General features: G+C 70.6%; 17 protein-coding genes. 3 read left to right on the forward strand and 14 right to left on the reverse strand.

The features are described from left to right. Window position 1: 1 nt before the first annotated feature. Window positions 2–1,957, forward strand: coding sequence for a S9 family peptidase (locus NCG93_RS09645; protein WP_194413864.1), 1,956 nt, complete (start codon window positions 2–4; stop codon window positions 1,955–1,957). 140 nt (window positions 1,958–2,097) lie between these two features. On the opposite strand, the gene hflX is transcribed toward NCG93_RS09645, so the two are convergent. Further along, window positions 2,098–3,615, reverse strand: coding sequence for a GTPase HflX (gene hflX, locus NCG93_RS09650; protein WP_194413865.1), 1,518 nt, complete (start codon window positions 3,613–3,615; stop codon window positions 2,098–2,100). 104 nt (window positions 3,616–3,719) lie between these two features. On the opposite strand from hflX, the gene NCG93_RS09655 reads away from it, so the two are divergent. Further along, entirely contained in the window at window positions 3,720–4,379 is a 660-nt protein-coding gene (locus NCG93_RS09655) for a class I SAM-dependent methyltransferase (protein WP_194413866.1), read from the forward strand. On the opposite strand, the gene dapF is transcribed toward NCG93_RS09655, so the two are convergent. After that, window positions 4,376–5,263 carry a diaminopimelate epimerase gene (gene dapF, locus NCG93_RS09660; protein WP_194413867.1) on the reverse strand — a complete coding sequence of 296 codons (888 nt, stop codon included), beginning with the start codon at window positions 5,261–5,263 and terminating at the stop codon, window positions 4,376–4,378. The genes NCG93_RS09655 and dapF overlap by 4 nt on opposite strands. A 110-nt stretch (window positions 5,264–5,373) precedes the next feature. Between dapF and qcrB the strand changes: the two genes are divergently transcribed. Then, the gene (gene qcrB / locus NCG93_RS09665; RefSeq protein WP_194413868.1) at window positions 5,374–7,029 is read left to right on the forward strand and encodes a cytochrome bc1 complex cytochrome b subunit; all 1,656 of its coding nucleotides are present in this window, start codon (window positions 5,374–5,376) and stop codon (window positions 7,027–7,029) included. On the opposite strand, the gene NCG93_RS09670 is transcribed toward qcrB, so the two are convergent. The 12 genes from NCG93_RS09670 to NCG93_RS09725 all read right to left on the reverse strand — a co-directional run bounded on the left by NCG93_RS09670 (window position 7,016) and on the right by NCG93_RS09725 (window position 19,284). Next, complete coding sequence (locus NCG93_RS09670; protein WP_194413869.1) at window positions 7,016–7,438, reverse strand: GNAT family acetyltransferase; 423 nt, start codon at window positions 7,436–7,438, stop codon at window positions 7,016–7,018. The genes qcrB and NCG93_RS09670 overlap by 14 nt on opposite strands. Then, the gene (gene miaA, locus NCG93_RS09675; protein ID WP_194414897.1) at window positions 7,435–8,391 is read right to left on the reverse strand and encodes a tRNA (adenosine(37)-N6)-dimethylallyltransferase MiaA; all 957 of its coding nucleotides are present in this window, start codon (window positions 8,389–8,391) and stop codon (window positions 7,435–7,437) included. Before miaA ends, NCG93_RS09670 begins: the two co-directional genes overlap by 4 nt. Window position 8,392: 1 nt before the next feature. After that, the gene (miaB, locus tag NCG93_RS09680) at window positions 8,393–9,943 is read right to left on the reverse strand and encodes a tRNA (N6-isopentenyl adenosine(37)-C2)-methylthiotransferase MiaB (RefSeq protein ID WP_194413870.1); all 1,551 of its coding nucleotides are present in this window, start codon (window positions 9,941–9,943) and stop codon (window positions 8,393–8,395) included. A 162-nt stretch (window positions 9,944–10,105) separates the two neighbouring features. Next, window positions 10,106–10,903, reverse strand: coding sequence for a regulatory protein RecX (locus NCG93_RS09685; RefSeq protein WP_252787500.1), 798 nt, complete (start codon window positions 10,901–10,903; stop codon window positions 10,106–10,108). 17 nt (window positions 10,904–10,920) lie between these two features. Then, window positions 10,921–11,976 (reverse strand): recombinase RecA, encoded by a 1,056-nt coding sequence (gene recA, locus NCG93_RS09690; protein ID WP_194413871.1) that lies wholly within the window; start codon window positions 11,974–11,976, stop codon window positions 10,921–10,923. 280 nt (window positions 11,977–12,256) lie between these two features. Further along, window positions 12,257–12,481 carry a DUF3046 domain-containing protein gene (locus tag NCG93_RS09695; RefSeq protein WP_194413872.1) on the reverse strand — a complete coding sequence of 75 codons (225 nt, stop codon included), beginning with the start codon at window positions 12,479–12,481 and terminating at the stop codon, window positions 12,257–12,259. 41 nt (window positions 12,482–12,522) lie between these two features. Further along, on the reverse strand, window positions 12,523–12,831 hold the full coding sequence (locus NCG93_RS09700; protein ID WP_163620678.1) for a helix-turn-helix domain-containing protein: 309 nt from the start codon (window positions 12,829–12,831) through the stop codon (window positions 12,523–12,525). A gap of 167 nt (window positions 12,832–12,998) precedes the next feature. Continuing rightward, entirely contained in the window at window positions 12,999–13,481 is a 483-nt protein-coding gene (locus NCG93_RS09705) for a CinA family protein (protein ID WP_194413873.1), read from the reverse strand. Then, a complete protein-coding gene (gene pgsA / locus NCG93_RS09710; RefSeq protein WP_194413874.1) occupies window positions 13,478–14,050 on the reverse strand; it encodes a CDP-diacylglycerol--glycerol-3-phosphate 3-phosphatidyltransferase in 573 nt (190 codons plus the stop codon). The genes NCG93_RS09705 and pgsA overlap by 4 nt, the downstream gene beginning before the upstream one ends. A 42-nt stretch (window positions 14,051–14,092) precedes the next feature. Further along, on the reverse strand, window positions 14,093–16,846 hold the full coding sequence (locus NCG93_RS09715) for an FtsK/SpoIIIE family DNA translocase (RefSeq protein ID WP_194413875.1): 2,754 nt from the start codon (window positions 16,844–16,846) through the stop codon (window positions 14,093–14,095). An 88-nt stretch (window positions 16,847–16,934) separates the two neighbouring features. Next, window positions 16,935–17,429 (reverse strand): GNAT family N-acetyltransferase, encoded by a 495-nt coding sequence (locus NCG93_RS09720; protein WP_194413876.1) that lies wholly within the window; start codon window positions 17,427–17,429, stop codon window positions 16,935–16,937. Window positions 17,430–17,607: 178 nt separating this feature from the next. Continuing rightward, complete coding sequence (locus NCG93_RS09725) at window positions 17,608–19,284, reverse strand: ribonuclease J (protein WP_194413877.1); 1,677 nt, start codon at window positions 19,282–19,284, stop codon at window positions 17,608–17,610. Window positions 19,285–19,343 lie beyond the last annotated feature (59 nt).

A 19,343-nucleotide genomic window follows, 5' to 3' on the forward strand; every position in this document is an offset into this window, starting at 1 on the left:
CGTGACGACACCCGACGTTCTCCCGTACGGCAGCTGGCCCTCTCCGATCGCGGCGACGGAGGTGTCGGCCGCTTCTCCCCGGCTCGAGGGCGCCCGTTTCGTGGGCGGCAGCGCGCAGCTCGAGGTCTGGTGGGGCGAGTCCGTCGCCGAGCAGGGCGGCCGTTCCGCCGTGCGCCGGCGCGCGGCATCCGGGGCCGTCGTCGATGTTCTCCCGGCGCCGTGGAACGCGCGCTCGCACGTGCACGAATACGGCGGCGGCTCATGGACCGCCGATGACGACCGCGTGCTGTACTTCGTGGAGAAGGCCGACCAGCGCATCTGGCGACTCCACCCCGGCGACGAGCCGCGCGCGCTGACTCCCGATGCCGGCGACGTCCGCTACGGCGGGCTGACGCTGCAGCGCGGCCGGCTGCTGGCGGTGCGCGAGGACCACACAGCCGGTGCCGCGCCCGTGCGCGACATCGTGGACGTGCCGCTCGACGGATCTGCGGCACGGGATCCCGCACGCCTGGCGTCGCTCGCCGGCGGCAGCGACTTCGTCGCGCACCCCGCGCTCTCGCCCGACGGCACGCACCTCGCCTGGATCGCCTGGGACCACCCGAACATGGCCTGGGACCGTGCCGAGCTGCGCGTGGGTCGACTCGACGACACCCAGGTCATGGAGTGGACGACCGTGGCGGGCGACCCGTCGTCCGACGAACGCCATTCACCGCTGCAGCCGGTGTGGGTCGGCGACGACGACCTCCTCTACGCCGATGATCCGACGGGCAGGTGGAATCTGTGGCGCCTGCGTCTCACGGCCGATCTGCACCACGAGCCGATCGCGCCCGCCGATGCCGATACCGGCGGACCGCTGTGGGTGCTGGGCACGCGCTGGTTCGCAGCCCTGGGCGACGGCCGGATCGTGGCGGTGCGGACGGACGGGGCCGACACCCTGGTGCTGATCGCCCCCGACGGAACGGAGCGGGTGCTGCCGATCGACGCCGTCACGCGACTCTCGATCGAGGACGCCCGCGGCGGACGCATCCTGGTGTCCGGCGCGGGCTCCCGCGGCGCGGGACTGTGGGAACTGGCCGTCGACGACCCGGAGTCAGCACGGTCCGTCGTCGGCGGCGAGGCGCTCTGGGGCGCGGAGTGGATGCCGCAGTCCCGCGCCGCCACGGTGCCCGGGCCTCTTGGACCCGTGCACGCGTTCGACTACCCGCCGACGAACCCGCGCGTCACGGGGCCGGATGACGAGAGACCCCCGTACGTGGTGTTCGTCCACGGCGGACCGACCGACCACGTCGGCGGCGCGGCATCCGGGAAGATCGCCTACCTGACGAGCCGGGGCATCGGGGTGCTCGACGTGAACTACGGCGGCTCCAGCGGGTACGGCCGCGCCTACCGCGAGCGCCTGCTCGGGCAGTGGGGGGTCGTCGACGTCGACGACGTGATCGCCGCGGCACGCGGTCTCGCCGCGGCTGGTGCTGCGGACGGGGCGAGGCTCGCGATCGCCGGCGGCTCCGCGGGGGGCTGGACGGTGCTGTGCGCACTGGCGAAGTCGGATGCCTTCGCCGCGGGCATCAGTCGGTACGGCGTCGCGGACCTGCGCCGCCTCGCCGAAGACACCCACGACTTCGAAGCGCGCTATCTCGACGGCATGGTCGGCCCGCTCCCGCAGGCCGAGGAGCTGTATGTCCAGCGGTCGCCCCTGACGCACCTCGAACGGATGCGGACGCCGCTGCTGATCGAGCAGGGGCTCGACGACCGAGTGGTGCCGCCCTCGCAGTCGGAGGCGGTGCGCGATGCCCTCGCGGCGAACGGCGTTCCCCACGCCTACCTCGCCTTCGAGGGCGAGGGGCACGGGTTCCGCAGCGCGGGCACGCTCGTGCGCACGATGGAGGCCGAGCTGTCGTTCCTCGGTCAGGTGCTGGGGTTCGACACGCCGGGAGTGCCACCGCTCGAGCTCGACTGACGCGTGCGGCCCGCTCGGGCGTTCCGTCTGCGGACGCCAGAGCGCCCTCCGCTCAACGACCGGGAGTCGAAGTCCCGGTCGTTGAGCGAGCGAGGAGCGAGCGAGACGAGACGTCTCGACAGCCGGGCGACGCCGGTCGGTCAGACCTCGAACGGTGCGAGGCGGGAGGCGAGATGCTCGCCGACGCGGGCGTGCACGGCCGTGCCGCCCTCCTCGTGCTCCTGCGACAGGATCATGCCCTGCTCGTGGATCGCCGACACGAGATCGCCACGATCGTAGGGCACCAGTGCTCGCACCTCCACGGCCGGCAGCGGCAGAGCCGCCTCGATCGCGGCCCGCAGCTCGTCGAGGCCCTCTCCGGTGCGGGAGGAGGCGAAGATCGACTTCGGCTCGAGACCGCGCAGGAGCAGCCGGGTGTCGTCGTCGACGAGATCGGCCTTGTTGAACACGACCAGCTCGGGGATGTCGCGCGCCCCGACATCGCCGATCACGTCGCGCACCGTGGCGAGCTGGGCGGCGGGGTCCGGGTGCGAACCGTCCACGACGTGCACGATGACATCGGCGTCGCCGACCTCTTCGAGCGTCGAGCGGAACGCCTCGACCAGCTGGTGCGGCAGGTTGCGCACGAACCCGACGGTGTCGGTGAGCGTGTAGACGCGGCCGTCGCCCGTCTCGCTGCGCCGGACGGTGGCGTCCAGCGTCGCGAACAGCGCGTTCTCCACCAGCACGCCGGCGCTCGTCAGCCGGTTCAGCAGCGACGACTTGCCGGCGTTCGTGTAGCCGGCGATCGCGACCGACGGGATGGTGTTGCGCTTGCGCTCGGCCCGCTTGGCGTCACGCGCCGGGGCGAACTCGCGGATCTGCCGGCGCAGCATCGCCATGCGCGTGCGGATGCGACGACGATCGAGCTCGATCTTCGTCTCACCGGGTCCACGCGAACCCATGCCCGCGCCGCCCGCACCCACCTGGCCACCGGCCTGGCGGCTCATCGAGTCGCCCCAGCCGCGCAGGCGCGGCAGCAGGTACTCGAGCTGCGCGAGCTCGACCTGGGCCTTGCCCTCGCGGCTCTTGGCGTGCTGACTGAAGATGTCGAGGATCACCGTCGTGCGGTCGATCACCTTGACCTTCACGACGTCCTCGAGCGCACGCCGCTGGCTCGGGGCCAGCTCGGTGTCGGCGATCACGGTGTCGGCGCCGACGGCGGCGACGATGTCGCGCAGCTCCTCCGCCTTGCCGCGTCCCACATAGGTCGCGGGATCCGGGTGCGGCCGGCGCTGCAGCACGCCGTCGAGCACGACGGCGCCGGCGGTCTCGGCGAGCGCCGAGAGCTCGCGGAGCGAGTTCTCCGCATCCTCGGTCTCACCCTGTGCGTGCACGCCCACCAGCACCACGTTCTCGAGCCGCAGCTGGCGGTACTCGACCTCGGTGACGTCTTCGAGCTCGGTCGACAGGCCGGGAACGCGACGCAGCGCGGCGCGCTCCTCGCGGTCCCACTGCTCGCCGTCGGTGTCTGCGCGCCCGATCGTGGTCTCGTCCTGGAGCGCCTGAGCGCCTCCGAAGACTCGCACCCCCGAGCGCGCTTCGGCGCGCGCCAGCACGCGATCCACCGGGTCGACCGGCGTCTCGTCGGTGCTCTGGGGTGTCGTCGTATCCGTCATGTGTTCCTTTCGGGATGCCTTTTCCGGCGCTCATCGGCCGGTTCGCGGCATCCGTGAATTCTACGCTCCCCTCCCGGGGAGCACCTCCGCTAGGCTCGTCAGCCATGGGGAGCGACCACTACTTCAGTGCGACGCCCGCCAGCCCCGAGAATCTGCGCCGCATCCGCGTCACGCTTGCCGGACGCGGCCTCGAAGTCACCACTGCCGGCGGCGTCTTCAGCCCCGACCACGTCGACGCGGGAACCGCGGTGCTGCTGTCGAACACTCCCCCGCCACCGGCCGGCGGGAACTTCCTCGACCTCGGCTGCGGCTGGGGGCCGATCGCACTCAGCCTGGCGCTCGACGCCCCGCACGCGACCGTGTGGGCCGTCGACGTGAACGAACGGGCACTGGACCTCGTGCGGCGCAACGCCGCCGATCTCGGGCTCGATAACGTCAACGCCGCACTGCCCGACGATGTTCCCGAGGACGTCGTGTTCCGCACCATCCGCTCGAACCCGCCTATCCGGGTCGGCAAGAACGAGCTGCACGGCCTGCTCGAACGGTGGATCCCGCGTCTGGACGAGCGGGCGGACGCGTGGCTGGTGGTGCAGCGCAACCTCGGCTCGGACTCCCTCCAGCGATGGCTCGCATCCACGCTGGATCGGCGCTTCAGCGTGTACCGCGCCGCGACGGCGCGGGGATTCCGCGTGCTCAAGGTGCGACGCCACGGCTCGCCCCAGAGCGAGCCGATCGTGCTGCCCGAGCTCTCTGACGGACTCTAGGCGAGCGTGACCTCGCCAGTGTAGACCAACGTCGCCGGCCCGGACAGCAGCACGTGCCGCTCGCCGTCGAGCTGCGGCATCCGCACGCCCAGCGTCCCCCCGGGAACGTCGACCACCCAGTGGTCGGGCGCCGCCGGACCGGCCCAGTGCCGCACCGCCAGCGCCGCGGCCGCCACGCCCGTGCCGCAGCTGAGCGTCTCGCCCACACCGCGCTCGAACACGCGCATGCGGATGGACCCGACGCCGTCGCGCACGAGAGGGTCGCTGGGGACCACGAACTCGACGTTGGCGCCGTGCGGAGGTTCCGGATGCAGCTGGGGCTGGGCGGCGAGGTCGAGGCCTTCGAGCTCGGCATCGTCGGGCAGCGCCACCACGACGTGGGGGTTGCCGACGTCGATGCCGATCCCGGGGCGCGGGGCACCCCCGCCGCGGGTGCGCACCAGGACGCCCGAATCGTCGACCGCGAACCGGCCGAGGTCGACCTCGAAGCCCTTCTCGCCGACCGTGCCGTCGCTGCGACTGACGGTCTTGACGCCGGCTCTGGTGCCGATCGGGAGAGGCTCCGCATCGACATCGGCCCAGCCGGCATCCACGAGGTACCGCACGAACACCCGGATGCCGTTGCCGCACATCTCGGCCTTCGAGCCGTCGGCGTTGCGGTAGTCCATGAACCACTCCGCGCCCGACGCGGCTGCCTCGGCGCCCTCCGCGATGGCACTCGTACGGACCACTCGCAGGATGCCGTCGCCGCCGATGCCGAAGCGCCGGTCGCACAGCACGGCGACCTGGTCGTCGGTGAGATCCAGTGTGCCGTCGGGGTCGGGGACGATCACGAAGTCATTGCCGGTGCCGTGGCCCTTGGTGAACGCGATCGTCTGCGGCATCGTCACAGTCTACGGTCGCCCGGCGCTCCCCTCCGCGGGTGCGGTCGCTCGTCCTGTCACATCTGGTCGACCCACGGTGTCTTGTGGGTAGGACCATCAGGAGGGACAGCATGGGCGGCACCGCGATCGAGACCGACCGGGCTCGCGGCGAGGACCGGCGCCGCCGATCGGTGACCGACCGGGTGGCCGAACGACTCGGCGGCATCACCGTGTTCGGCCACCGCATCGACGACACGTGGGCGGAGCTTCGGCGCCGCCGCGTTCCGATGCACTGGACCAGCCTGTTCGGCGTCATCAGCCTGGCATCGCTCGTCGTCGTGGTGGTGACCGGCCTCCTGCTCATGGTCTTCTACACGCCGTCGAGCGCGGGCACGATCTACACGGGGTCCTACGCGCCGTTGCACGGCGCCGTGGTGTCGAAAGCGTTCGCGTCGACGATGAACATCACGTTCGACGTCGCCGGCGGCGTGATCCTGCGACAGGCGCATCACTGGGCAGCACTCCTCCTCCCCGCGGCGATCATCGTGCAGCTCGTGGCGACCTTCTTCACCGGCGCCTTCCGTCGGCCGCGGCGCGCCGTGTGGCTGCTGCTGGTCCTGGCCCTCATCGCCGCCCTCGCGAGCGGATGGAGCGGCTACGCGCTGCCCGACGACATGCTCTCGGGCACCGGACTGCGGATCGTCGAAGGCATCATCCTCGGCATCCCCGTCGTCGGCACCTGGCTCGCGTCAGTCCTCTTCGGCGGGCCGTTCCCAGGCCGGATCATCGAGAACCTGTACCCGCTCCACATCGTCGTGTTCCCCGGCGCGCTCCTCGTGCTCATCGCGCTGCGCGCAGTCGCGGCGTGGCGACACCGCCCACCGCAGTTCCCGGGTCGGGGCCGCACGCCCGGGAACGTGGTCGGCGTCGCCCTCATTCCGACCGCGGCCGGCCGAGCGGGAGGGCTGTTCCTCGTGGTCACGGGCCTTCTGCTGCTCATCGCGGCCACCGTCACGGTGGGCCCCATCTGGCTCTACGGCCCCGCAGACCCCGGCAACGCCGGCGCCGGCAGCCAGCCGGACTGGTACACCGGTTTCCTCGACGGCGCCCTCCGTCTCGTCCCGCCGGGCTGGGAGATCGTGTGGCTGGGCCGTACCTGGACGATGGCGATCCTGGCCCCGCTCGCCGTCGTGGGCGCCTTCTTCGCGGTGGTCGCCGCGTATCCCTTCCTCGAGGAGTGGGTCACGGGCGACCGTCGGGAACAGCACCTTCTCGACCGGCCGCGCCTCGCGCCGACGCGCACTGGTCTGGGTGTCGCAGGGCTCACGTTCGTGGCAGTGCTCTGGGCCGCGGGCGGTGCCGACATCATTGCCACCTCCTTCTCCGTGAGCATCGAGCACGTGATCGGCACGCTGCAGGTGGCGCTCATCGTCGGCCCGTGCGTGGCGTTCACGATCGCCCGCCGGATCTGCTTCGGCCTACAGCGAAAGGATGCCGACCTGCTGAGGCACGGCTACGAGACCGGGCGGATCGTCCGGCTTCCGGGCGGCGAGTACGTCGAGGTCCACCAGCCGCTCGACGAGACCGAGCGAGCTCGACTCGGGATGCCGGACGACGCGCCGGGAGGAGCTCCGCGACCGATCGACCCTGAGACCGGTCCGCTCACGCGCCGACTCCGCCGGCGCCTGCGCCGCTACTACGAAGGGGGCCCCATCGACGCCGGGCCGGACGAGCACGAGCCGCGCGACGACACCCGCGCGCCCGCCCCGCCGCTCAGTCGGCGATGAGGCGCTTTCCGGTCGCCCACGTCTCGAACGCCTCGTAGCCGAGCGCCCCGTAGAAGCCGTGCGCCGAGTTGTTCTCGGGTCGGACCATGAGCTGCACCTTGGGGCAGCCCAGCTCGAGCAGTCGCTCCTCAGCGACCTCGACGAGACGGCGGCCGATGCCCTCGCCGCGACGAGCCGGGTCGCTGGCCAGGTAGTAGAGCCATCCGCGGTGACCGTCGTATCCGGCCATGACCGAGCCGACGATCGCGCCCGCGGCGACGGCCACCAGGAACAGCTCCGGCTGCACCGACAGCTTGCGGTTGATGTCCTGGTAGGGGTTGTTCCACGGCCGGGTGAGGCCCGTGGCCTGCCACAGCGACACCACAGCCTCGGTGTCGGCCAGCTCGAAGGGCCGGATCGCGATGCTCATGCCGACGAGTCTGCCAGCACCGCGGCATCCGTTCCGGATTCCACCCAGCGCAGCGCGTCATAACGCCGGAACCATGAGACCTGCCGGCGGGCGTACCGGCGCGTCAGCGCCTGGGTCTCGGCGATCGCGTCGGCCTCGGTCATCTCTCCCGTCAGCTGCGCGAGAGCCTGGGCGTAGCCGATCGCTCGACGCGCGGTCACGCCGTGCCCGAGTCCCCGCTCCCGCAGCGCGCGGACCTCGTCGAGGATCCCCTCACGCCACATCGCCTCGACGCGAGCGTCGAGGCGATGTACCAGCTCGTCGCGGGGCACCGCCACGCCCACCATGCGGGTCGCCGGGTGCCACAGCACGGGTTCTTCCGGAAGCGCCGCCCCGTGCGTCCGCTCCCCGAGCTCCAGCACTTCGAGTGCGCGCACGATACGACGCCCGTTGCGGGGATCGACCCTGGCCGCGGTGGCCGGGTCGAGCTCTCGCAGGCGGGCGTAGAGAGCGCCGGGCCCCTGGGCGTCCAGTTCGCTCTCGAGGCGCGCGCGGCGCGCCTCGTCGCGCGGCGGGAAGCGGAAATCGAAGAGCACGCTCGACACGTACAGCCCCGAGCCGCCCACGAGGATCGCGTCGGCGCCGCGACCGTGGATCTCGCGGATCGCGGTGCGGGCGGCATCCTGATACCAGGCGACGGCCGCCTCGTCCGTGACGTCGAGCACATCGAAGAGATGGTGCGGGATGCCGCGGCGCTGGGCCTCGGGAAGCTTGGCGGTGCCGATGTCCATGCCGCGGTAGAGCTGCATGGCATCGGCATTGACGACCTCTGCGGGTCGACCTCGCGTGGCGAGGGTCTCGGCGAGATCGAGCGACAGCGCGGTCTTGCCCGTCCCCGTGGCGCCGACCACGGCCCACAGCCGCGGGTGCGCGGCCGCACCCTCGTCGGTGGAGGCGCCGTCGCTCACGGACAGGTCAGACGCCGATGCGCAGCGTCGGCAGTCCGAGAGACACCGCACGCGGCGCGCCGGACTCCCCTGCCGGCGCCGGCACTGCGCACGATTCGGCCTGCGCACGGTCCCACGCGTCGCCGGAGCGGGTGCGGCGGATGCGCAGCGCGGCACCGCCGGGTGCGTCGGCGAGCAGATGGAACGGCGCGGCGTGCGTCACGACGACCGAGACGACATCGCCGGGACGCGGGACATCGGAGCCGGCGGGCACCTCGAAGTGCACGAGGCGGTTGTCCTCGGCGCGGCCGGTGAGGCGATGGGTCTCGGCGTCCTTCTTGCCTTCGGCGGAGGAGACCAGCACCTGCACCTCGCGACCGAGCTGCGTCTGGTTCTCTTCGAGCGAGATGCGCTCCTGCAGGGCGATCAGCCGGTCGTAGCGCTCCTGCACGATGTGCTTCGGCACCTGGTCGGCCATGGTCGCGGCCGGCGTGCCCTCACGGATGGAGTACTGGAAGGTGAACGCGCTGGCGAAGCGCGCCTGCTCCACGACGCGCATCGTGTCTGCGAAGTCCTCTTCGGTCTCGCCTGGGAAGCCGACGATGATGTCGGTCGTGATCGCCGCGTCGGGCATCTTGGCGCGCACGCGGTCGAGGATGCCGAGGAACCGCTCGCTGCGGTACGACCGTCGCATCGCCTTGAGGATCCGGTCGCTCCCGGACTGCAGCGGCATGTGCAGCTGCGGCATGACGGCGGGCGTCTCGGCCATCGCGTCGATGACATCGTCGGTGAAGGCGGCGGGGTGCGGACTCGTGAACCGGATGCGCTCGAGACCGTCGATCTCACCCGCGGCGCGCAGCAGCTTGCCGAAAGCCTGGCGGTCGCCGAACTCGACGCCGTAGGAATTGACGTTCTGGCCGAGGAGCGTCACCTCCATCGCGCCGTCGTCGACGAGGAGGCGGATCTCGTTGAGGATGTCGCCCGGACGACGGTCCTTCTCTTTGCCGCGCAAGCTCGGCACGATGCAGAACGTGCAGGTGTTGTTGCAGCCCACCGAGATCGAGACCCACCCGCTGTAGATGCTGTCGCGTTTGGTGGGCAGGGTCGAGGGGAAGATCTCGAGCGACTCGAGGATCTCGAGCTCGGCCTCGCCGTTGTGACGGGCCCGCTCGAGCAGGCTCGGGAGCGAGCCCATGTTGTGCGTGCCGAAGACGACGTCGACCCAGGGCGCCTTCTGCTGGACGACGTCCTTGTCCATCTGGGCCAGGCACCCGCCGACGGCGATCTGCATGCCGTCATGCTTGTCCTTGCGCGACTTCAGGTGACCGAGCGTGCCGTAGAGCTTGCCCGCGGCGTTGTCCCGCACCGCGCACGTGTTGATGACGATCACGTCAGCCTCTTCGCCGGACTCCGCCCGGATGTAGCCGGCGCTCTCGAGCGAGCCGGAGAGGCGCTCGGAGTCGTGCACGTTCATCTGGCAGCCGAAGGTGCGCACCTCGTAGGTGCGGGCACGGCCGTCGACGTCGTTCGCGGCCGGGGAGGGCGCGATGAGAGTCGGGGAAGCGGAAGGCGAAGACATGATCCCGCCATTCTACGAGCCGCGCGCAGGCCGGGAGTCTGTGAACGGTCGCCATGCTTCGCCGCTCATCGCTGCGCGCTGAGCGGAGCCTCGGGCGAGTGGGCCCAGCCGCGGCCGCCTCGGTGGGCGGCCGGCTGCTCGGCCCACCGGCCGCCGGCATGGTCAGCTGTCTTCGAACCTCACGCGGCCGGACGGGCGCGTCGTCTCCTCCAGCGCGGTGCGTGCCGCGGTGAACGCCATCGAGCCGCCGTATCCGCGCCGCGCGAGCTGGCCGGCCAGCCGCCGGAGCGCGACGTCTCGCTCGAGCCCGCGCAGCGAACCCGCCTTCGATCGTGCGAACTCGAGCGCCCGCTCGGCATCGTCGTCAGGGAGCTCGGTGAGTGCCGCGTCGGCGACGTCACGGGGCACACCCCGTTTCGCCAGGCTCTGCGCGATGACCTGTCGGCCCTGTCCCTTGCGATCGATGCCTGCGTGCACGACCTGCTCCGCCAGGCGGGCGTCGTCGAGATAGCCGCGCTCGAGGAAGGCGTCGAGGATCGCGTCGACGGCCTCGCGATCGAGGTCGTATTGACCGAGGTACGTCTTCGCCTCCGAGACCGACAGCTGTCGCCCGCGCAGCTTCTTCACGAGCCCGCGCTCAGCGGTCGCCGCCGCGTCGTCATCGTCCAGCGGGCGACGCGAGGTGCTGCGTCCCCCCGACCGCGACCTGTCAGCGCGCTCCGCGGCCAGGTCGATCGGCGTGGCGGCGTCGGTGGCCGATGAGGCGTCCCCGCGTGGGGCATCCCCGAGTTCGGGTGGCTCCGGGTCAACGCCCGAGCCGGGATCCCCTTCCGCAGCGGTCACCGGGATTGCAGCCGGCGAATCGAACGCGCCGCTCGGAAGGCGATCCTCAAGGACCTGCTGCACCTCGGCCGCCGTCTTCGGGAACGCACGCGCTCCCCCGCCGAAGAGCGGGGTCACGGGGGCGAATCGGACCATCACGCCGGGCGGCGCGCAGCCAGCTCGTCCTCGACCGAGCCCTCGACAGCAGCCTTGGGGACGCCGATGCCGAGTTTCGTCTTGATCTTCGACTCGATCTCCGCGGCGACGTCCTCGTTCTTGAGGAGGAAGTTGCGCGCGTTCTCTTTGCCCTGACCGAGCTGCTCGCCCTCGTAGGTGTACCAGGCGCCCGACTTCTTCACGATGCCATGCTCCACACCGAAGTCGATGAGGCTGCCCTCGCGCGAGATGCCGACGCCGTACAGGATGTCGAACTCGGCCTGCTTGAACGGCGGCGCCATCTTGTTCTTGACCACCTTGACGCGTGTGCGGTTTCCGACCGCCTCGGTGCCGTCCTTCAGGGTCTCGATGCGACGGATGTCGAGACGCACCGACGCGTAGAACTTCAGCGCCTTGCCGCCCGCGGTCGTCTCGGGTGAGCCGAAGAACACGCCGATCTTCTCGCGCAGCTGGTTGATGAAGATCATCGTGGTGTTGGTCTGGTTGAGGCCACCCGTGAGCTTGCGGAGCGCCTGAGACATGAGGCGCGCCTGCAGACCGACGTGCGAATCGCCCATCTCGCCTTCGATCTCGGCCTTGGGCACGAGGGCCGCGACCGAGTCGATCACGATGAGGTCGATGGCACCGGAACGCACCAGCATGTCGGCGATCTCGAGCGCCTGCTCACCGGTGTCGGGCTGCGACACGAGCAGCGCATCGATGTCGACGCCGAGCTTCTGCGCATAGTCGGGATCGAGGGCATGCTCCGCGTCGATGAACGCGGCGATGCCGCCGGCGCGCTGCGCATTGGCGATGGCGTGCAGCGTGAGCGTCGTCTTACCCGACGACTCCGGACCATAGATCTCGATGATGCGACCGCGCGGGAGCCCGCCGATGCCGAGCGCGACATCGAGGGCGATCGAGCCGGTGGGCACGACCTCGACGGGAGCGCGATCGTCGCTGCCGAGGCGCATCACCGAGCCCTTCCCGAACTGCCGGTCGATCTGGGCGAGAGCCGATTCCAGGGCTTTCTCGCGGTCAACGGGTGATGGCATGACGTGCTCCTCTGTACTCGCGTTCCGTCGCCTGTAGGCTGTCGCGATCCGGCCCGGTGGGACGGATGCTGCGACAAGGCGTGAGGTGTCGTTCGACGCTGTTCACGTTAGGGAGGGGCTCCGACATCCGTCGTCGCTCCTTCCCGGTCCGTGGAAAACACGCTCTCGACACCTGCTGTGCAGGAGCCTACGCCGTTCTCGAACACTTCTTCGATGACACGCCGTGCGAAAACACGCCGAGCGACGACCCCGCGGCAGGAAGGAAGTGGCGCGGAAGCGCTCAGCGACGGCGCGGTTCCAGCCGGCCGACGCCGTACCGCCGCTCGGCCGGGACGTCGAGCTCTTCACACAGAGCGAGCCAGACCTCGCGGGGATCGACGCCCGCCGCGATCGCCTCTGCCGCGGTCCTCCCGCCGATCTTCGACAGGAACAGGTCGGTCACCACCGCATTCGCGCGCGCGCCGAACTCGTCCGCGACAGCGCGGTCGAACTCACTGCGGCGCATGGCGATGGGCGGGTCCTGGAGCTCCGTGGAGAGAAGGACGCTCAGCGCAGTGAGAGCTCGGCGTCGACCGAGGCCACGAGATCGTCGGGAACCACATCGGGGAAGGTCTGGATGCCTTCGAGCACCGAGATACGGTCGCCCACCTCGCGCATGATCGTCGAGATGGGAACGTCCAGCGCCTCGGCCACCGAGGCGAGGATCTCGCTGGAGGCCTCCTTCTGACCGCGCTCGACCTCGCTCAGGTAGCCCAGCGCGACGCTCGCGCGTCCCGCGACCTGACGGAGGGTGCGCCCCTTCTGCTGGCGGAAATCACGAAGCACTTCACCGATTTCTTGACGTACCAGGATCATCAGGGCCCCTCCTCACTTCTGATTCCACCGTCTTCCGGGTGCCCAACAGTACAGCACCGACTGATGCCAATCTAATCCCGACAACTGGGCAATGGGTGGGAATCACCGAATGTAACCGAGACGAAACACGGTCTGTTCCCAGAGCAGGCAGCACCGATACGGATGCCTCACAGCAGCGTGAGGGCGAGCTCCAGCACGCTCTGCACGCTCTGCGTGCGGATCTCGTCCCGCGACCCCGACAGCGCGAGCGACGAGACGCGGACAGTCTCGGGCGTGGCGACGGCGATGTGAACGGTGCCGACCGGCGTGTCACCCTGCGGGTCCGGGCCGGCGACGCCGGTCGTCGAGAGGCCCACGTCCGCGCGCAGGGCGCGTCGCACCCCCTGCGCCATCTGGGCCGCCACCTCGGGATCCACCGGGCCGCGTGCGGCCAGCAGGCCGGCGTCGACACCGAGCTGACTCGCCTTGAGGTCCGTGGCGTAGGCCACGATCCCTCCACGCACGTGGGCCGAGGCGCCCGGCACGTCGACGAGCGACGCCGTGACGCGCCCGCCGGTGAGCGACTCGGCAGCGGCGATCGACCAGCCCCGGCCGTCGAGCGCCCGCAGGACCGCGCCCGCCGCGGAACCCTGCGCCGAGCGGTCCGTCACGCGTTTCTCCGCTGGGCACGCGCGGCGCGCACCTCCGTGACGATGTAGTCGATGCCGCTGGCGATCGTGAGGATCACCGCGATCGTCATGAGCACCCCGTTGACCCAGAAGATCCAATCGCCCACGAGGGTCCACAGCGGCAGGAGTGCGAGCGACAGCGCGACGCTCTGCGCGAGCGTCTTGAGCTTGCCCATCCACGCAGCCGCGAGCACGTGGTCGCTCACGACCATCAGGCGATACACGGTGATGCCGACCTCGCGGATGAGGACGACGATCGTGATCCACCACGGAAGCTCGCCCAGGATCGACAGGCCGATGAAAGCGAAGCCCGTGAGCACCTTGTCGGCGATGGGATCGAGGAGCTTGCCCAGATCGGTGACGATGTCGTGCCGGCGTGCGAGATAGCCGTCGATCCCGTCGGTCGCGATCGCCACGATGAACAGCGCAGCGGCCCACCAGCGAAGCGGTCCGTCCGCGCCCCCGTCGGCGAGCAGCAGCCACAGGAAGACCGGCGCGCAGAGGATGCGGACGATCGTGATCGCGTTGGGGAGCTGCCGGGGGATCGCCATGGCTCGAGCTTATCGGCGGCCCGTCTGCGCGGTCGGGCGAGATCAGTCGCGCCCGGTGAGGCCCCAGGCGTCTTCGGAGCCGTCCTCCCCCTCGACCACGGGGTAACCGTCGTACTGGGAGGCCACCGCATCCGCACCGTAGCGGTCGTCGGCTGCGGGCGCGGGCGGGGCGGCAGCGGGGGCAGGGGCAGGGGCAGGGGCAGGCGCCGGTACGTCCTCGCCGCGCATGCGCGCCAGCACCGCCGGCAGCTGCTCGACCGTCACCAGCACGTCGCGGGCCTTGGAGCCCTCCGACGGGCCGACGATCTCGCGCGACTCGAGGAGGTCCATGAGCCGGCCCGCCTTGGCGAACCCGACGCGCAGCTTGCGCTGCAGCATCGACGTCGACCCGAACTGGCTCGAGACCACGAGCTCGGCCGCAGCCAGCAGAAGCTCGAGGTCGTCGCCGATGTCGGCATCGATCTCCTTCTTCTCGGCCACCGCGGCCACGTCGGCGCGGTACTCGGGACGCGCCTGGTTCGTCACGTGCTTGACGACCGACTCGATCTCCTTCTCGCTCACCCACGCGCCCTGCACGCGGATCGCCTTCGACGCGCCCATCGGCAGGAACAGGCCGTCGCCCTGACCGATGAGGCGGTCCGCGCCGGGCTGGTCGAGGATCACGCGGGAGTCGGTGACGCTCGTCACGGCGAACGCGAGCCGCGAGGGCACGTTCGCCTTGATCAGGCCGGTGACGACGTCGACCGACGGGCGCTGTGTCGCGAGGACGAGGTGGATGCCACTGGCGCGGGCGAGCTGCGTGATGCGGACGATCGAGTCCTCGACGTCACGGGGCGCGACCATCATCAGATCGGCGAGCTCGTCGACGACCACGAGGAGGTACGGGTACGGCTTGAGCACGCGCTCGCTGCCCGGGGGCAGGGTGATCTCCCCCGCGACGACGGCCTTGTTGAAGTCGTCGATATGACGGAAGCCGAAGGATGCGAGGTCGTCGTACCTCATGTCCATCTCCTTCACGACCCACTGCAGCGCCTCGGCGGCTTTCTTGGGGTTCGTGATGATGGGGGTGATGAGATGTGGCACGCCCGCGTAAGAGGTCAGCTCGACGCGCTTGGGGTCGATGAGCACCATGCGCACGTCGGCCGGCTTGGCGCGCATGAGGAGGCTCGTGATCATCGAGTTGACGAAGCTCGACTTGCCGGAACCGGTCGAGCCGGCGACCAGGAGGTGCGGCATCTTGGCGAGGTTCGCGACGACATAGCCGCCGCCCACGTCCTTGCCGACGCCGATCGTCATCGGGTGCGTCTGGTTGGCGGCCGCCGTCGAGCGGAGCACGTCGCCGAGCGTCACGATCTCGCGGTCCGTGTTGGGGATCTCGACGCCGATGGCGCTCTTGCCGGGGATGGGTGCCAGGATGCGCACCTCGTTCGAGGCCACCGCGTACGCGATGTTGTTCGTGAGCGCGGTGATGCGCTCGACCTTCACGCCGGGGCCGAGGGAGATCTCGTACTGCGTCACGGTCGGGCCGCGCGAGAAGCCGGTCACGCGGGCGTCGACGGAGAACTGGTCGAGCACGCTCGTGATGGCCCGTACGGTGTCGTCGTTCGCCTGCGAGCGCGCCACGTGCGGCGAGCCGGCGGCGAGGGCGTGAACCGACGGCAGCCGATAGGGCGCCGAGGGCGAGTCGACCGCCGTGACCGAGCCGATGCCGTCGAGGCCGGGAAGGGTGCCGTCGTCCTCGATCACCTGCGCGTCGTCGCGCAGCGAGGTACGCGAGGTGGTGGCAGCCTTCGCCGCCGACAGCACCGCCGGATCGATGACTTCGGTGAGCGCATCCCCGACCGGTGCCGGCGGCGGGGTCACCGGCGCCACGATGGCCTGCTCGAAACCACCCTGTGTCGACCCTGCCGTCAGCAGCTCGGTGAGGTCCTGGGATCCGAGCCCGTTCTCGGGGTCCTTCTCGCGACCGGACTTGTTGCGACGCCAGAACGGGACCGACGGGTCGCCCTGCTCTTCCGCGCTCGCGTCGGCCGCGGCATCCGTCGCCTTCTCCTCCCGCGGCTCGGCGCCGAACATCCAGGCGTACAGCTCGCCGAGACGGCGCCCGATGCGGTTCGGCGGCGTCTTGGTGATGATCAGGATGCTGAGCACGGCCAGCAGCGACAGCACGATGTACGCGCCGACATCGGTGAGCACGAGAGCGAGCGGCTCGCCCAGCATCCAGCCGAACAGCCCGCCCCCCTCGCTCAGGGCCGGGAGGAGCTCGTTCGGCTGCGGACGGCCGCCGGCGACGTGGCAGAACCCGGCGATCGTGACCAGCAGCAGTCCGAAGCCGATGCCGACCCGCCCGTTGTCGTGCACCGACGACGGATGGCGGAACATCCAGCCCGCGAGCATGAGGAGGAGCACCGGCAGCACGAACGCCTCGCGGCCGATCAGCGCGCCGACCGAATAGGCGCTGATCGTCTTGGCGACCTCGCTGCCGATGAAGAACCACTCGTTGACGGCGCCGGCGACCGCGAGCAGCACGAGCAGGAACGGAAACCCGTCGCGGCGCTGGTCCTTCTCGAGCGTCTCGGGGCCGAAGGCGCGGAACAGGCCGCCGGTCGCATGGGCGAGACCCAGCCAGGCCCGCACGATGACGGGAGGCCGCTCGGGCTGATCGACGTAGCGCTTGGGAGCAGGGGCCGGCTTCGCGGCCGCGGGCTTGCGCGCCGTCGACGCGTTCGAGCGCGCACTGGAGGAAGCGCTCGAAGACGCGCGCGAACCCTTGGTCGGGCTTGAGCTCCTGGCCATCCCCCCACGGTAAGCCGGTTCCCCGACATTCCGCGCCCACCACGCCGCCTGCCGGCGACCTGCGGCGCGGGCCCGCGGGCGCGGATCGTCAGCGCAGGCGCTTCACCATCGTGTCGCGGCCCATGCCGCTGCGGACGACGGCGAAGCCCTCGCTGCGGTACAGCGACGACGCGAAGTTGCCACGCTCGACGCTCAGGCTGATCCGCGCGTAGCCCGCCGCGCCCGCGTGCTCGCACAGCCGCTGCAGCAACGCGCGTCCCACGCCGTGCGCGCGCCAGATGGGGCGGACCCCGATGATCAGCTCGGGCACACCCGTGCCGACATAGCCGAACCCGGGCTCGCTGCGAGGCAGCATCCGGTACCAGGCGGCGCCCACCGGCTCGCCGTTCGCATCCTCCGCCACGAAGCCCGCGTCGCCGGGCCTCAGCCAGCCGGCGACGTAGCGCCGGTGATCGGCGCCGTCCATGACCTCGTGCCGCGGCCGCGCGCCGCCCGGTCGCCAGTTCGCCGCCTCGACGACCATGTCGCCCAGGAACACGCCGTCGGCCGCCACAGCGGGGCGGATGCGGAACGAAGAGGCCACGAGGGCGATGCTACGGCCCGCGTGTTACGGATCCGTCACGTCCGCGACAACTCCTCACCGTCGAAACCGGGGAATCCGCACGAGACCGAGGGCGACACCCTCGGTTTCGGCGAGAATCCCCGGTCTCGGCGACGCGGGGTTCTCCTACGCCTCGATACTCCGCCTGATGGTGATCTCGCTACGCCTCGATCACGAGCGGGACGATCATCGGCCGGCGACGCAGCGACTGGTTGACCCAGCGTCCGATCGTGCGGCGCACGATCTGCGACAGGGCGTGCGAATCGCGGACGCCCGACTGGGCCGCCTCGGCGAGCGCCGCAGCGATCTTGGGCTTGACGTCCTCGAAGACGGCGTCGTCCTCCGCGAAGCCGCGGGCGTGCACCTCCGGACCCGAGATCACCTTGCCGGTCGACGCGTCGACCACGACGATGACCGAGATGAAGCCCTCCTCGCCGAGGATGCGACGATCCTTGAGGTCGGCATCCGTGATCTCTCCCACGGTCGACCCGTCGACGTAGACGAAGCCCAGGTCGAGCTGGCCCACCATGCGCGCCTCGCCGTCTCTGAGGTCGATGACGGTGCCGTTCTCCGCGAGGAGGGTGCGCTCGGGCGCGATGCCGGTGTCCTGCGCGAGGCGCGCGTTCGCCATCAGGTGGCGGTACTCGCCGTGCACCGGCAGGACGTTCTTCGGCTTCAGGATGTTGTAGCAGTAGAGCAGCTCGCCGGCGGCGGCGTGGCCGGAGACGTGCACCTTGGCGTTGCCCTTGTGCACGACGTTCGCGCCGAGCTTCGTCAGCCCGTCGATCACGCGGTACACGGCGTTCTCGTTGCCCGGGATGAGGCTCGACGCCAGGATCACGGTGTCGCCCGGCCCCGGCTCGATCGCGTGGTCGAGGTTAGCCATGCGGCTGAGCACGGCCATCGGCTCGCCCTGCGAGCCGGTCGACATGTAGACGATCCGGTCGTCGGGCAGGTCGCGCGCCTTCTTGTAGTCGATCAGCACGCCCTCGGGCACGTGCAGGTAGCCGAGGTCCTCGGCGATCGTCATGTTGCGCAGCATGCTGCGGCCCAGCAGCGCCACCCGACGACCGTGGGCGGCCGCGGCGTCGAGCACCTGCTGCACGCGGTGGACGTGGCTCGAGAAGCTCGCCACGATCACCCGGCGCGGCGCCTTGCCGATCACCTGATCGAGCACCGGCCCGATCGAGCGCTCCAGCGGCGTGAACCCGGGCACGTCGGCGTTCGTGGAGTCGACGAGGAACAGGTCGACCCCCTCCTCCCCCAACCGCGCGAAGGCCCGCAGGTCGGTCAGGCGACCGTCGAGGGGCAGCTGGTCCATCTTGAAGTCACCGGTCGCGAGCACCGTGCCTGCGGGCGTGCGGATGGCGACGGCCAGGGCGTCGGGGATCGAGTGGTTCACCGCGATGAACTCGAGCTCGAAGGGCCCGAGGTTCTCGCGCTGACCCTCGGCGACCGTGAGGCTGTACGGCCGGATGCGGTGCTCCTTGAGCTTCGCCTCGGTCAGCGCGAGGGTCAGCCCGGAGCCCACGATCGGGATGTCGCTCTTGAGCTTGAGCAGATACGGCACCGCGCCGATGTGGTCCTCGTGGCCGTGCGTGAGCACGACGCCGACGATGTCGTCGAGGCGGCCCTTGAGGGGCTCGAAATCCGGCAGGATGAGGTCGACGCCGGGCTGGTGCTCCTCCGGGAAGAGCACGCCGCAGTCCACGACCAGCAGCTTGCCGCCGTATTCGAAGACCGTCATGTTGCGGCCGACCTCGCCGAGGCCGCCGAGGGGGACGACCCGGAGAGTTCCCGCCTCGAGCTCAGGCGGGTCGTACGGGGTGGTGGGCATTGTGAAGCCTCCTCCGGATGCCGCGGCATCCGTTCATCAGCGTGCCGTCGCCGCATCGG

Source organism: Microbacterium yannicii (assembly GCF_024055635.1).
GTDB classification, from domain to species: domain Bacteria; phylum Actinomycetota; class Actinomycetes; order Actinomycetales; family Microbacteriaceae; genus Microbacterium; species Microbacterium yannicii.